This window comes from Pacificispira sp. (assembly GCF_965228185.1).
GTDB lineage: Bacteria > Pseudomonadota > Alphaproteobacteria > UBA8366 > Aestuariispiraceae > Pacificispira.
The window spans coordinates 46660-61458 of record NZ_CBDDHE010000003.1; the positions used below are offsets into that span (position 1 = coordinate 46660).

Consider the following 14799-nt stretch of genomic DNA (forward strand, 5'->3'; position numbering starts at 1 on the left):
AGGATGTTGGGCATTCGTAAACTGGCGCTGGGCGCCCTGACCGCGACGGGATTGGTGCTGGGCGGTTTAGGCGCGGGAAGCGCCGCGGCCCAATCACCGTCGACCAGTGTCGATCTGGCCCTGCCGGGTGCGGGCGAGCGCTTGCTGATCGGCGGTGGCCTGCCCTTCGGCCTCTATTTCCCGATGGCCGGGACGCTGTGCCGTCTGCTGGAAACCGGATCCGCACCGCAGCCCTGCGCCGTGGCGAGCCTGGCCGACAGTGCCGCCGCCATCGACTCCCTGACATCGGGTGAAATGCCCTTCGCCATCGTGCAAAGCGACTGGCTGCATCATGCTGTGCAAGGTACCAGTCGGTATCAGGAAACCGGCCCCTCGGAAGACCTGAGGGCCATTGCCGCCTTCTATACCGAAGCCTTCACGATCTTCGTCAAGGCGACCGGACCGATCACCAGCCTGGCGGACCTGGAAGACAAGCGCGTCAGTGTCGGGCCAGCCGGCAGCTATCGCGGTATCATGGCCGATGTGGCGCTGGATGCCGGAGGTCTGGACCGCGACGACTTGGCGGAAGCAAGCGGTGAACCGGTCGTCGGCGCGATTGAGCGATTGTGCGACGGGCGCACGGATGCGGTGGTGGTGATGGCCGTGCACCCGGCGGAACTGCTGACGTCGGCAGGCCGGCGCTGCGGGATCGCGCCCCTGTCCTTCACCGATGGTGAGGTCTCGGAAATGCTGAGCGCGCTTCTGGGCTATGCAGAGGTCATCATCCCGGCCAAGACCTATCCGGGTCAGACCGTGCCGGTGCGCACAGTCGGGCTGCGACCGGTCCTGGCGACGACGGTCGATGCCGATCCGGCTATTGTCGGGGCCCTGACGACCGCGATCGCCCGTGGGTTGGACAGGCTGAATGCGTCCCATCCTGCCTTTGCGACGATCCAAATCGACGACCTGGCCACCGCTGCCAGTTTCGCGCCGTTGCATCCCGCCGCGGCACAGGCCCTCGGTGTCGCCGGGCAGTAACCGACCCGACCTGCTGTTCCTCGGCCCGCGTCGATTGACGACCTTCGGGCGGCGCGGCATACTTTTTCCAAGAAGACGATAATTTGCCGCGTCCGGCCTGGATCGGGATTTTCCCTTGGGACAAGCGGCGCGGGTAAGGAACAGGGTGAACAGTCTCGCCGACAACGCCTGGATTACAGGCGGGAATAATGGCTTTGGCCGTGAATTGCGCCGAATCTTCGCGATTTTGGCGCTGGTGCTGATCGGCTTGTCCCCAATTGCTCCCCTTTCCGAAAGCGCCCAGGCAGCACAACGATTTGTCGTGATCGGCACCGGTGGCGTGACGGGGGTCTACTTCCCGGCAGGCGGCGCTTTGTGCCGTGTCATCAACAATCAGCGCAAGGACCACGGTATCCGCTGTTCGGTCGAGGCGACCGCAGGTTCGGTCTACAACGTTGGCGCGGTGATGAATGGGGATCTTGACCTGGCTATCGTACAATCCGACGTCCAGTATCAGGCCTATCGTGGCGATGGTCCCTTCAAAGGTAAGGCACATAAGGACCTGCGGGCCCTGTTCTCGCTACATGAGGAGGCGTTCACCGTTGTGGCCCGTGCCGGGTCGGGGATTGCGGATCTGCGCGACCTGGAAGGCAAGCGCGTCAATATCGGCAATCCGGGTTCCGGTCAGCGCAGTGTGATGGAAACGGTCATGGCGGGTTTGGGATGGACCTCCGCCAGCTTTGCCCAGGCCAGCGAACTGACCTCGCGGAACCAGGCCCAGGCGCTGTGCGACGGTCAGGTGGACGCCATCGTCTTCATGGTCGGCCATCCCAACGCATCGATCCGCGAGGCGCTTTTCACCTGCGATAGCTATCTGGTGCCGGTCGACGGACCGGAAGTCGCGGCGATTCTGGCCAGCGATCGGAACTTCGCCGCCGTGACCATCGATGTCAGCCTGTATGGCCGGGCGGGTGATCCGGTGAAGACCTTCGGCGGCCTTGCGACGGTCGTAACCTCGGCCTCGACCAGTGAAGACGATGTCTATGCCATGGTGCGGGCGGTTTTCACCGATCTGGCGGGCGTCAAGGTTCAGCACGATGCCTTGTCGCGCTTGCGGCCCGAATTCATGGTGGCCGACGGTCTGTCCGCGCCGCTGCACCAGGGGGCTGAGAAGTATTACCGGGAGGTCGGACTGGTCCGAAACTAGCGCGGTCCCGGGGATTGGAATACGCGTCGTCGGATCGGCGGCGGGTGTGGAAAGGGGATCGGCACGGCATCGGCCGGCCGGTTCCGCAACGAGAAAGAGAAGCGGGACGAAACCCGCGAAAAAGGTACAGGGAACCCGAACGGGGAAATCCAGCGAGTGTTTACAAGAAGGGAGTTCTACAAATGATGATCAAGAAATTGGGCGTGACGGCCGCTCTGATGGGCGCCGCCATGTTCTCCACCGCCGCAACCGCGGAAGAAAACATCGTCATCGGGACCGGTGGTGAAACCGGCGTCTATTATCAGGTCGGCGGCGCAATCTGCCGTCTGGTCAATCGCGGCACGTCGGATCACGACATCAAGTGCACGCACACGACCGGCGGCTCCGTGGCCAACATCAACGGTATCCGCAACGGTGACCTGGATCTGGGCGTCGCCCAGTCCGACTGGCAGTACCACGCCTATAACGGCACCGCGCCGGACAAGTTCCCGGAAGGCGCCTTCGGCGATCTGCGCGCCGTCTTCTCGGTCCATCCGGAGCCGTTCACGGTCGTTGCCCGTGCCGATTCGGGGATCACGAAGTTTGAGGATCTGGTCGGCAAGCGCGTCAATGTCGGCAATCCGGGTTCCGGTGCCCGCGCGACGATGGAAGTCGTCATGGAGAAGATGGGCTGGACGATGGACAGCTTCTCGCTGGCTTCCGACCTGAACTCCAAGGAACAGGCGGCGGCGCTGTGCGACAACAAGGTCGACGCCATCGTCTTCACCGTCGGTCACCCGGCCGGGACGATCAAGGAAGCCACGACGACCTGTGATTCCGTGCTGATCGACGTCGACAACGACGTTGTCCAGAAACTGGCCTCCGACAACGCCTACTATGCGATGACGACGATTCCGGGCGGCATGTACAAGGGCACGGACAATGACGTCACGACCTTCGGCGTCGGCGCGACCTTCGTTGCGTCCACCGCGACCAGCGAAGAAACCGTCTACCAGGTTGTGAAGGCCGTCTTCGACAATTTCGATCGGTTCAAGAAGATGCATCCTGCCTTCGCGAACCTGGAAGAAGCGAAGATGATCAAGAACAACCTGTCCGCTCCGCTGCATGACGGTGCGGTCAAGTACTACAAGGAACGGGGCTGGATGTAATCCGGCTCAAGTTCTGTCGATAGAGTAAGGGGGCGCCGCGGCGCCGGCATTGGCGCCGCGGCCCCTTCGCCTCATTCGTTCGTTACTTTGGTATGTGTTGCACATTTAGAAAAACGCAGTCGGTCGATCAGGGGGATTGGGCATGAGCGAGCAGAACAGCGGTTCGGGGCTGAGCCAGGAGGAGTTGGACGATCTCGTCGCGTCCAGCGACACGGGCGGCCGGAACCCCTCGAATAAGGCAATCCTCAAGGCGATGGCGATCATCGCCTTCCTGTGGGCTCTGTTCCAGGTCTGGATCGCCTCACCGATCCCTTACGAAGTCGGCTTCGGCGTCTTTTCCAGCCGCGAGGCCCGATCCATTCACTTGGGGCTGGCTCTTATTCTTTGCTTCATGGCCTATCCGGCCTTCAAGCGCAGCCCGCGCGATCATATCCCGGTCACCGACTGGATACTTTTGATCGCCGGGGCGTTCTGTGCCTTCTACCTGTTCGTCGCCGATCTGGCGATCGTTGGGGAAATCTTCGGCGACCGCCTCAGCGATCGGCCGAACAATCCGAACACGTTCGATATCGTCGTCTTCTGCGTCGGCATATTCTGCCTGTTCGAAGCGACGCGCCGCAGCCTGGGTCCGCCGCTGGCGATCCTGGGTATCCTGTTCCTGCTGTATACTTATTTCGGGCCGTACTTCCCCGGCCTGTTGCAGTGGAAGGGCGCCAGCTTCGGCGCCATGGCCTATCACCAATGGCTGTCTCAGTCGGGCGTTTTCGGCATCGCGCTGGGTGTGTCGACCGATCTCGTCTTCCTGTTTGTCCTGTTCGGCGCGCTGTTGGATAAGGCCGGCGCAGGCAGTTACTTCATCAAGGTCGCCTTCTCGCTGATGGGGCACCTGCGCGGTGGACCCGCCAAGGCCGCGGTCGTGGCGTCGGGCATGACCGGGCTGATCTCCGGTTCGTCCATCGCCAATGTGGTGACGACCGGGACCTTCACCATTCCGATGATGAAGCGGGTCGGCTTCAACAACGAAAAGGCGGGCGCGGTCGAGGTTGCTTCCTCTGTGAACGGGCAGATCATGCCGCCGGTCATGGGCGCAGCCGCCTTCCTGATGGTGGAATACGTCAACATTCCGTATTTCGACGTGGTGAAACACGCCTTCCTGCCGGCGATCATCAGCTATATCGCGCTGGTCTACATCGTCCATCTGGAGGCGATGAAGCAGGACATGCAGGCCCTGCCGCGTGCCACCGTCGCGAAGCCGGTGAAACTGCAATTGCTGTCTTTCTTGATGTCGGCCGCCATGTTCGTCGCCATCGGCGGCGGCGTCGCCTGGCTTTCCGAAGCGTATCTGGCGCTGCAATCCGCGCCGTCCCTGATGATTGCCGCTGGCGTCGCGCTGGCCGCAATCATCGTGCTGTGTAAGGTGATTTCCGCCTCTGCATCTGAGGGAACGAAGGCGGCGGTCTTCTCCACCTTCACCATGGTCGTCGGCTACTGCATCGTCGGCGGCGTGTTCCTGATGTATCTGCTGGATACGCTGGAGCAGGGCTTGGACGGTGCCGGGATGAGCTTCCTTCTGCCCTGGGTCGTCGGCGCGCTGTTGATCCTGGTCTATGTCTTCCTGGTGCGCATCTGCGCGACCTATCCGGACCTGGAACCGGACGATCCGGATTCCGAGATCGTGTCCCTGCCGCTGCCGAAACCGACCATCATGTCGGGTCTGCACTTCCTGCTGCCGGTCCTCCTGCTGATCTGGATGCTGATGGTGGAGCGCAAGTCGCCCAGCCTATCGGCCTTCTGGGCGGTGGCGCTGATGATGTTCATCCTGGTGACCCAACGCAGTCTGTTCGCCTTCTTCCGGGGCGAGACCGGCGGCCAATTGGGGCAGGGTGTCCGCGATCTTGTCGACGGCATGATCTCCGGTGCGCGTAACATGATCGGCATCGGCATTGCGACAGCGGCTGCCGGCGTTATCGTCGGCGCGGTCTCGCAGACCGGGATCGGCAGCGCCTTGGCCGATCTGGTCGAGTTGCTGTCCCAGGGGCAGTTGATCCTGATCCTGATCTGGACGGCGGTGCTTAGCCTGATCCTCGGCATGGGCCTGCCGACGACGGCGAACTATATCGTCGTCTCCTCGCTTCTGGCGCCCGTCGTCGTGGCGTTGGGGCAGCAGAACGGTCTGGTGGTGCCGCTGATCGCGGTCCATCTCTTCGTCTTCTATTTCGGCATCATGGCGGATGTGACACCGCCGGTCGGCTTGGCATCCTTCGCGGCGGCGGCCGTGTCGGGCGGCGATCCGATCAAGACCGGCTTTGTCGCCTTCTTCTATTCGATGCGGACGGCCCTGTTGCCCTTCCTGTTCATCTTCAACACCGATCTGCTGCTGATCGACGTGGGACCGGTGGAGGCGGTCCTGGTCTTCATCGTGGCCACAGCCGCCATGTTGATCTTCACGGCCGGCTTCCAGGGCTATTTCTTCGCCCGGTCGCGGATCTATGAATCGGTGCTGCTGATCCTGGTTGCCTTCTCTCTGTTCAGGCCGGGCTTTTGGATGGATATGATCGTCGATCCGACGACCAGCGTCCCGCCCGGCAGCATCGTCGAACAGTTCGAAAGGGCCGAACCAGGCACTGAACTGCGGCTGCTTGTCGATGGTCTGGACAGTGTCGGCGAGCCCTTGTCCTTCACCGCCATCGTCGAAGTGCCGGAAGGTGCCACCGGGGAAGAGCGGATCGCCAATTTCGGCCTGGAACTGATCATCGACGGCAATGACGTCGTCATCGACAATGTCACCTTCGACAGCCCGGCCGAGGCGCAGGGCGTCTTCGATTGGGACCAGAAGATCGTCGATGTCATGGTGGCGTCGGATCAACCGCCGAAGGAGTTGATCTGGATTCCGGCCATCGTTGTCCTGATCCTGGTGGCGCTGCTTCAATCGCGCCGCCAGAAGGCTCTGGCAACGGCATAGGGAGGGCCCGAGATGTATAAGAATGTTCTACTGGCAGTCGACCTGGGTGAGGATCTGTCCTGGCAACGGGCGCTGCCGGAGGCGCTGACCGTTCTAGGCGGGTCGGGTGTGCTGCACATCATGACCGTGGTGCCGGATTTCGGCATGACAATCGTCGGGTCCTTCTTTCCGCAGGATTACGAAAAGAAGGCGCTGAAGGAAGCGAATGACCGCTTGCACGCCTTCGTGTCGGACCATGTTCCGGCCGGCACCAAGGTCCAGCATATCGTGAAGCACGGCGCGCCGGCGGAGGAGATTCTGGCGACGGCGAAAGAGGTTCCGACCGACCTTATCGTCATCGGATCGCACCGGCCTGGCATGGATCATGCCTTGCTGGGATCGGTCGCGTCCCGTGTCGTATCTCGTGCGACCTGTTCCGTCTTGATTGTCCGGGAATAGACGAAGCGAATTAGATTCCGGCGCCGTTCTCGGGATTTTCCAGGAAGGGCGGCGGCTCTACTTCGAACTGCGGGATCGGCAACAGCGGATCCGTTGCTTCCGACAATTCCAGGTCCAGCCCGGTCACCGGCGTTTTCGGCGCCGGTGCTTCCGTCACCTCGGTATCGTCGGACGGCATTTCGCCCATCGTCTCTTCCTTGTCGAGAGACGGGACGGGGTCGACGGTCGCCGTGTTGGGCGGCGGCGCGAGCGTCGGGCCCAGCCCGCTTTGCTCGCTGTCCTCCAGCGGCGCCAGCGGGTCGAGCGGCGCGTTCGAGTCCAGCGGCTGCATCGGGTCGAGCGGAGCCAGCGGGTCGAGTGGCGCCAGCGGATCCGACGAAATGTTCGGCTGAAGCGTCGCGTTCGGATCGAAGCTTTCCGCCGGCGGCGGTGCCAACGGATCAAGCGGCGCCAGCGGGTCGAGCGGCGCGGAATTGTTCGTCGGGGACAGGATCGCACCCGGATCCAGCGTCGCGCCGCCGCCATCCAGCAACTCGTTATCGGTGATCGGGGCCGACGGTTCCGGCGCGTTGGCCGGCATCATGCCGTCGTTCAACAGTGCCAGATAGACCCGGTCCGCCGACGGCGCGGCGCAATCCTGGCAAACGGTCAATGCGTCGGCGCCCGGTCCTTTGGTAACGCCGATGATGGCGCCGTCCGGACCGATCATGGTCTGTCGCCAGTTGCCGCGTCCGAAAGTATAACCCTGCGTCATCTTCTCATAGATCATCAGCGGCTCGGCGATCAGTTTGCCGTCCTCCGCGATTGAGAAACCGGCCGCCGCCACGGTCCCGCCGACCGGCAGGTCCCGATCGAGCCAAAGGGTCGATTCTTCGCCGACCGCGCGGTCATTGCCATAGACCACCAGATAGCGCGATCCGATTTCGTCATACTGGAAGGGTGCATAGGTCGACCGGTCCCAGTCGCCGAAGACGCGCGCCAGGACGTGCTTCGATTTGGCATAACCGGCCAGGAGCTGCTCCTCGAAGCAGTCATAGGCATCGTCCAGCGCTTCCGGACTGGGGGCGGAACTTGTGCCGCCTTCCGTGTTCTGGGCCAGATAACAGGCTTTCGCTTCGGCCATTTCTTCGGCGTGCGAGCCGGTGGCGGCAGTCAGGCCGATTGCCAGGGTTCCCGCCCAAGCAATGTACCGCGCGTGTTTCGACTTGCGCGCTCCATTGGTTGCCATGCCCATACTCCGCCCTCGCTCCAGATTAGACCTGCCCGGTGGAGTCGATAGACCGATTCGCACCCGATTCGGAAGGTATATTTTACGAATCTTGGCGGTTGCGCGGCCAAGTCAAGCCGATGACCGCCAGTGCGAGCCAGCCGAGCAGGAGGAGTGTGCCGCCCACCGGCACGACGGCGATGGCCGGCCGCAACTCCGCAAGGGCGAGAAGTAATAGGCCCCCGCTGAACCCGGCGAGACCCAGAACGAAAAGGGTTCCGGCTGCGAGGGGCATCCGATGCGGCCGCCGATGGGCTAGGATCGCGCAGATCGCCAAGGCCGGCGCGTGCAGTAGCAGATAGGTCCCGGCGGTTTCGACCCAATCGACAGCTTGCGCGGTCAACTGATCCTGCAGCGCGTGGGCGGCCATCGCGGAAAAGCCGACACCGGCGGCGCCGGTCAATCCTGCAAGAATCATGAACACGCGCGCCATGCTTGAGCCTCCCAATCTTGTGGTCGGCCGGTCCTATCGCGATTCAGGATTCAGACAAATAGGCGTCAAAAACAAAGGACCCGCCGGGGCGGGTCCTGAGAAGATCCTATTGGCGGGCAATCAGGCGAACTGATCGACCAGTTGTCCCAGCGCCCGAGTCTGTTCCGACTGCTGGTCCTGGTTGCCATTGACCGTTGACGAATTCTCTTCGTCCGCCGTCTGCTGATTGGTGCCGTTCACGCCGCCCACCTGGGTGGTCTGTACCACAGCATCGACACCGCCGGTCGCGCCGACGCCGCCGACCGTGCCGTCATCATTGGCGGCCTCGGCATCGTCCTGCGCCTGCACCAGGAAGCTCTGGGCGGCATTGCTGAGGACGATCGTGTCTTCCTGATCTTCCTGGGCGGCCTGAGACGCACCCTCTTCTTCCGCAGCGGCTTCCTGGACCTGGGCTTCCTCATCGGCCGCCTCTTCCACGCGCTGCTCTTCACGCAGGGCTTCCTGCCGCTGGGCCTCTTCCGTGCGCCGTTGCGCCGCGGCTTCCGTATCGAAGACGCTGCGGGTCGTCGCCAGGTTAAATCCGCCAATACCACCGATGTCGGCCATACCGTCACCTCATTCGTCATGCGGCCCCGCCTGAACGGGTTTGCCGCGCCATCCGGAATGTCGCGACCGGAGAAGCCGGTGTTTGGACATCTGGATACTCGGCAATATAGGCGAATTCGGCGGAAAACTCAATGATTAGGCAGCATTTGATCTAATTCGTACGAAGGCCCGTTCGGTGGACCTAGCGCCGGTCCCGACGGGGGTCGAAGGCGTCCTGCAGGCCGTCTCCCAAAAAGTTGAACGCGACCACCGCGGTCAGGATCGCGAGGCCCGGCCAAAGTGCCAGTTCCGGCGCCGAGAAAAGATAATCCTGGGCGTTGGTCAACATATTGCCCCAACTCGGTGTCGGCGGCTGAATGCCGAGGCCCAGATAGCTCAGCACGCTTTCCAGCAGGATGATCTTGCCCACCGAAAGGGTCGTCGCGACGATGATCGGCGATAGGCAGTTCGGCAGGATATGCCGCCGGATCACATAGAGCGGCGGTGCGCCCTGTGCGCGGGCGGCGGTGACGAATTCGCGCGATTTCAGGCTCAGCGTCTCGGCCCGGACAAGCCGCGCGACCGTCGGCCAGGCGACCAGCGAGATGATGAAGACGATCAGCGTCAGGCCTGAACCACCATCGATCCAGCCGATCCCCAGCTTGTCAAAATCGATCACGGACAGGACGATCAACAGGGGCAGCAGCGGCAGGCTGATGACGCCGTCGGTGCAGCGCATCAAGACCCGGTCCAACCAACCCCCGAAATACCCAGCGAAGAGGCCTATGAGGGTGCCGATCGCGGCGGCGGTCACGGCCGTGGTCAGGCCGACGGCCAGCGAGGCGCGGCTGCCGAGGATCAGCCGGGCCAGAATGTCCCTTCCGGCTTCATCCGTCCCCAGGAGGTGGTCCGGGCCTGCCGGCTGGCTGCGCGCGAACAGGTTCGTTGCCTGTGCGTCCAAACCCAGGAGATCGAGGATCCAAGGCGCGAAGGCGGCAATGGCGACAAGGCAGGTCAGGACCGCAGCGGACGCCATTGCCATGCGGTTTGCCAGAAACCGGCCCCGGATCCGCGCCCCGCGCCCGACCCCCGCCGTCATGGCCCGTCATCCCCGCCGCGCGCGGTGATGCGCGGATCCAGCGCGGCATAGGCAATATCCGCCGCGATATTGGCCAGAAGCGTGAAGGCGGTGGCGATCATCAGGCCGATCAGGGCCAAATTGTAATCGTTCCCCATGATCGCTTCGTAAATCATGACCCCCATGCCGGGCCAACTGAAGATCGCCTCGGTGATCAGCGTGCCGGAGAACAGGGTGCCGAAACTGAGCGCGATGACCGTGACCAGCGGCAGGAGGGCGTTGCGCAGCGCATGACCGAACAATTGCCGGCGCGCAGAGGCACCCTTGGCCCGCGCGGTGCGCATATAGTCCTGTCCCAAAGTCTGCAGCATCGCGCCGCGCATGAAACGTGTGAAGCCGCCGATTTCGGCCAGGGTCAGCGCCAGCACCGGCAGCAGCATATGGCGCAGGGTCTCCAGCAACCCGCTGCCCGGCTCCGCCGAACCGCCGGCGGGGATCCAGGCGACCGGCACGGCGATATAGGCGATCAACATCAGCGCCAGCCAGAAGGGCGGCACCGAAATTCCGGCGAAACAGAACAGGTTGATGCCGTAATCGGTGGCGGAATTGGCGCGGGCGGCGGCCAGAACGCCGAGCGGGATGGCCAGCATCAGTCCCAGAACCGTGCTGGTGCCCAGGAGCTGGAGGCTCGCCAGAAGGCGGGGCATCAGGATATCGCCGACCGGCTGCTGATAGAGCCTGGAATAGCCGAACTCGCCTGAGACGGCATTGGCGAGCCAATGGCCGTAGCGTTCCAACAGGGGCCGGTCCAGGCCGTAAAGCGCCTTCAGGCGGGCGATATCCTCGGCGGTGATTTCGGGATCGTCCGCGAACATCAGATCGACCGGGTCGCCCGGCATCAATCCGATCAGAATGTAACTGGCGAAAGACACGGCCAGCAGCACGAGCAGGCTTTCCGCCAGACGCCGCGCCGTATAGCTCAACATCTCCCCGTCACTCCGTCAGGCGCCATTCCTCGACCCAGAGCGAGGACGGGTATTGATGGCCGGTGGGGCGCAAACCCGTCATGTTCTTCGGAAGGACATAAGGTTCCGCCCGGAAGTAAAGCGGCAGCACCGGCAAGTCCCGGGCATAGCGGGCCTGAAGGTCGGACCACAGGACGCGCTGTACCTCGTCCGCGCAATCGGTTTCCAGTCGGTCGATGGTCTCGTCCATCTCCGGGGAGTTGTAGCCGGGATAGTTCTGGCCCTGCCAGGCATTCTCCTCGGTCGGGATCTGGCTGGAATGCAGGGTGGAGAAGGGGATCGATTCCGGCGCGCTGAGCCATGCATACATGACCACGCCATCGAAGGCGCGTTTGGTGATCGTCTCGGCGAAGAAGATGCGCGGCTGTTCGTTCTTCAATACCGCCTCGACGCCGATGGCCCGCCATTGATTTTGGATGACCTGCTGCACCAATTCGCGGGTCTTGTTTTCGGCGGTGGTCTGAAAGGTGAGGGTCAGGCGTTCGCCATCTTTGACCCGTATGCCGTCCGGACCCGCGTCCCATCCGGCCTCTTTCAGGAGTTCGACGGACTTTGTGGGGTCGTAATCGTATTTAGGCACGTCGGGATCGTACCATTTGTCCAGCGGATTGACGTTGCCATGTGCGACCGGCTGCTTGCCTTGAAACAGCTGCTCGCTGATCGCCTGCCGGTCGATGCCGTGAATCAGCGCCTGCCGGACGCGCAGGTCGGCTAGGGACGGGGTGTCCAGATTGACGTCGATATGTTCGTAGACCAGCCCCGATTTATAGAGGAACTGGTAATCGTCGCCGCTGCGCGATTCGAACCCCAGCGCCTGGTCTGCGGCGAGGCCCAATTCGCCGGCGATCATGTCGATATCCCCGGCCAGCAGGTTGGCAATCAGGGCCGATGTGTTCTGGATCGCACGGACTTCGATCTCGTCGAAATAGGGTTCCGGGCCCCACCAGGACGGATTGCGTTCCAACAGGATGCTCTGGCCGACCGCGACCCGCGCCACACGATAGGGGCCGAACCACAGGCCCGGATTGGTCGGATCGGCATCGTAGGCGGTGCGGCGGCGATAGGATTGCGGATCCGCCTCGTAAATCGGCCGTTCGATATGATTGGGCAGCAGGGCCAGCCCGGCGATGTTCTCGAAGTTACAGGTCCGCTTGTTCATGTGCAGGGTGAAGCTTTTGTCATCCTGCACCGTGACCTTGTCGATCCGGCGGAACAGCTCGGCGTTCAGCGCACCTGTCTGCGGATCCTGGCCGATTTCGACCGACAGCAACACGTCATCGGTGGTGACCGGCGTCCCGTCCCCCCAGACCGCCGCCGGGTTCAGCGTATAGGAAATGGCTATGCCCGGATCGCCGTTTTCCGCAGTTTCCCAGACGGCGGTCCCGTCTTCCAGACTGGGCAATTTGGTGCAGACCAGACAGGTCGGGCGCCAGTCCTGGTCATAGACGGTGATCGGCCGCCGCGCCATGGCGAGAACATAGGCCTTCGCCATCATGGATTCGAAAACCGGGCTCAGTGTCGCCGGATACTGGCTCATCCCGATGGTCAGGCGGGATTTGTCGGCGGCGCCGGACGGGGTGGACCAGAACGGGATGGAACAGATCGCGGCGGCCGCGATGATCGTCAGGGCCGCCGCAATCGCGCGCGCGGCCGGCACTCTGGTATGCGTCGTCGCCATCCGGTCTCCCCCGTCGACGGGTCAGTCCTCCTTGCCGCCATGGGCCTTCGACCAGCCCTTGGGATCGTGCAGGAAGGCTTCGACTTGTTCCGCCTGACCCTCGGCGAAATAGCCTTCCTCCTTGGCGCAGGCGATGACGTCCCACCAGGTCGCCAGGCTGTGCAGTGCCACGCCGGCCTCGGCCAGCATCTTCTCCCCTTCCGGGAAAATGCCGTAATGGAAAATCACGAATGTGTGGCCGCAGACGCCGCCAGCCTCGCGGATACCGTCGACGAAGGACAGTTTGGACCCGCCATCCGTCGCCATGTCCTCGACCAGAAGAACGTGCTGGCCTTCTTCAAGATTGCCCTCGATCCGGGCGTTGCGGCCGAACCCCTTGGGCTTCTTGCGGATGTAGCACATCGGCAGCATCAGATGATCGGACAGCCACGCGGCGAATGGAATACCGGCCGTCTCGCCCCCGGCCACCACGTCCAGCGACTCGAAGCCGACCTTCTCCTCAACCGTCGCCGCCGCCATTTTCATCAACCGCCGCCGCGCGCGCGGGAAGGCGATCAACCGGCGGCAGTCGACATAGACCGGGCTGGCCCGTCCGCTGGTCAGCGTGAACGGATCTTCCGGCCGAAACAGAACGGATTTTGTTTCGATCAGGATGCGGGCGGTGATGCGGGCGGGGGAAAGCGTCATTCGGATCAGCCTTGTTGGTCAGCAATCTGGATCGGGTCAGGGCTTGGGCAAGGGGGATTCCGTCGGAAGAAAGACCTTGCCGGCCAGGATGTAGCGGATCGTTTGCACCGTTACGACGGTGACGGCAAGGGTGACGAGCGCGATAGCGGCCAGGGCCAAGGCCGCCGGCACGACACCCCCCACGGCGTCGGCATAGAGCGTACAGGCGACGGACAACGCCGCCAGCGGGAATGTGTAGGACCACCATCCCAGGCCAAAGGGCAATCGCAACAGCGACGGCACCTGCGGCAACAGGATCAGAAGGGTGAAGAGCGCCAGACCCAGAAACATCACGGCGGGCCCGTCCACCAGTCCGCCGTTCAGTACGGCATAGGCGATGAAACACAGCGACGGCGGCGCGATCAGGATGAACAGAGACGGCCGCAGCGGCCCTTCCAACCGGGATTCGAACAGCAGCCGGTAGAAGACGATCGTGAACAGGACGACCCAGAACAAAAGACCGACCGCAAACATCATCCAGCCGATGTCGGTATAGCCCAGCGGTGCCCCGACGATCGGGATGATCAAATTGCCCACGACCGGAATGAACCAGACAGGCGCGGCATGGCTGATATGGCCGTCGCGCGACATCCAGATCGAGATGATGACGATTGTGACTGTCAGATTGGCGATGGCCGCCACCGCCCAGATCACGGTCGCGATGCCGGGCAAGGTGGTCACCAGATTGCTGGTCAGGATCATCGCGGTCATTGTCGCCGCGGCGAAGAAATTCCCCTGTATCGGATGTCGGAATTCGGCCTTCACGGCGTCGAAATGGCGCAAGACCTTCACGGCATAGAGCGCCAGCAGGGCGATGAAGACGCCACAGGCGATTCCGGCCAGGATAATGGCGGGAACCGGTGAAAGCTCGAAGGCGACCAATGTCTCACGCCAGGCCGTCGCGAATCCGGCAATACCCAGACCGGCCCCGAACAGGCCAGCCGGCATATGCTGCAAACTGGCTGGAATCGGCACTTCCGAAGGGGCCTCCGCCACGGCGGCGGTTTTGGGTTCAGAGGCGGTTTTCGGCGGGGCGTCGGGCGTCGATACGGGCGGTTTGGCCTTCTTGGCCTTTGCCTTGCGTTTCGCGGCTTTGCGCGGTTTCGCCTTCACAGTCACTGTCTTCACCGGCGCGGACGGACCGGGCGCCGTCTCGGCGGCGGGGGCATCCCGCCCCGCCGGACCTGCCGCATCGTCCGGATCGGTCACGGCACGATCATCCTGCGACATGGCCGCCGCCGGCTTCAATTTTGGAA

General features: G+C 63.0%; 13 protein-coding genes. 5 read left to right on the forward strand and 8 right to left on the reverse strand.

Going from position 1 to position 14799, the window contains the following annotated elements; translation table 11 throughout:
- The first annotated feature begins 3 nt into the window (after nucleotides 1-3).
- The 5 genes from ACO06O_RS03865 to ACO06O_RS03885 all read left to right on the forward strand — a co-directional run bounded on the left by ACO06O_RS03865 (nucleotide 4) and on the right by ACO06O_RS03885 (nucleotide 6751).
- Nucleotides 4-1017 (forward strand): TAXI family TRAP transporter solute-binding subunit, encoded by a 1014-nt coding sequence (locus ACO06O_RS03865; protein WP_421876470.1) that lies wholly within the window; start codon nucleotides 4-6, stop codon nucleotides 1015-1017.
- A 145-nt stretch (nucleotides 1018-1162) separates the two neighbouring features.
- The gene (locus tag ACO06O_RS03870; protein ID WP_421876472.1) at nucleotides 1163-2203 is read left to right on the forward strand and encodes a TAXI family TRAP transporter solute-binding subunit; all 1041 of its coding nucleotides are present in this window, start codon (nucleotides 1163-1165) and stop codon (nucleotides 2201-2203) included.
- Nucleotides 2204-2385: 182 nt separating this feature from the next.
- Complete coding sequence (locus ACO06O_RS03875; RefSeq protein ID WP_421876474.1) at nucleotides 2386-3351, forward strand: TAXI family TRAP transporter solute-binding subunit; 966 nt, start codon at nucleotides 2386-2388, stop codon at nucleotides 3349-3351.
- Between the two features lie 142 nt (nucleotides 3352-3493).
- Nucleotides 3494-6313, forward strand: a complete 2820-nt coding sequence (locus ACO06O_RS03880) for a TRAP transporter permease (RefSeq protein WP_421876476.1) — start codon at nucleotides 3494-3496, stop codon at nucleotides 6311-6313.
- A gap of 12 nt (nucleotides 6314-6325) precedes the next feature.
- Entirely contained in the window at nucleotides 6326-6751 is a 426-nt protein-coding gene (locus tag ACO06O_RS03885; RefSeq protein WP_421876479.1) for a universal stress protein, read from the forward strand.
- A 10-nt stretch (nucleotides 6752-6761) separates the two neighbouring features.
- Here the strand turns inward: ACO06O_RS03885 and ACO06O_RS03890 are convergent, their stop codons facing one another.
- The 8 genes from ACO06O_RS03890 to ACO06O_RS03925 form a co-directional block, all read right to left on the reverse strand.
- The gene (locus tag ACO06O_RS03890; protein ID WP_421876482.1) at nucleotides 6762-7979 is read right to left on the reverse strand and encodes a hypothetical protein; all 1218 of its coding nucleotides are present in this window, start codon (nucleotides 7977-7979) and stop codon (nucleotides 6762-6764) included.
- An 82-nt stretch (nucleotides 7980-8061) separates the two neighbouring features.
- Nucleotides 8062-8451 (reverse strand): DUF423 domain-containing protein, encoded by a 390-nt coding sequence (locus ACO06O_RS03895; RefSeq protein WP_421876484.1) that lies wholly within the window; start codon nucleotides 8449-8451, stop codon nucleotides 8062-8064.
- Nucleotides 8452-8571: 120 nt separating this feature from the next.
- Nucleotides 8572-9057 (reverse strand): hypothetical protein, encoded by a 486-nt coding sequence (locus tag ACO06O_RS03900; protein WP_421876486.1) that lies wholly within the window; start codon nucleotides 9055-9057, stop codon nucleotides 8572-8574.
- A gap of 181 nt (nucleotides 9058-9238) precedes the next feature.
- Complete coding sequence (locus tag ACO06O_RS03905) at nucleotides 9239-10135, reverse strand: ABC transporter permease (protein WP_421876488.1); 897 nt, start codon at nucleotides 10133-10135, stop codon at nucleotides 9239-9241.
- Nucleotides 10132-11100: an ABC transporter permease gene (locus tag ACO06O_RS03910; protein WP_421876490.1), complete on the reverse strand. Its 969-nt coding sequence runs from the start codon at nucleotides 11098-11100 to the stop codon at nucleotides 10132-10134. Before ACO06O_RS03910 ends, ACO06O_RS03905 begins: the two co-directional genes overlap by 4 nt.
- Before the next feature lie 7 nt (nucleotides 11101-11107).
- A complete protein-coding gene (locus ACO06O_RS03915) occupies nucleotides 11108-12817 on the reverse strand; it encodes a peptide ABC transporter substrate-binding protein (protein WP_421876492.1) in 1710 nt (569 codons plus the stop codon).
- 21 nt (nucleotides 12818-12838) lie between these two features.
- On the reverse strand, nucleotides 12839-13504 hold the full coding sequence (locus tag ACO06O_RS03920; RefSeq protein WP_420417694.1) for an orotate phosphoribosyltransferase: 666 nt from the start codon (nucleotides 13502-13504) through the stop codon (nucleotides 12839-12841).
- A 36-nt stretch (nucleotides 13505-13540) separates the two neighbouring features.
- Nucleotides 13541-14773: an SLAC1 anion channel family protein gene (locus tag ACO06O_RS03925; RefSeq protein ID WP_421876494.1), complete on the reverse strand. Its 1233-nt coding sequence runs from the start codon at nucleotides 14771-14773 to the stop codon at nucleotides 13541-13543.
- Nucleotides 14774-14799: the final 26 nt, after the last annotated feature.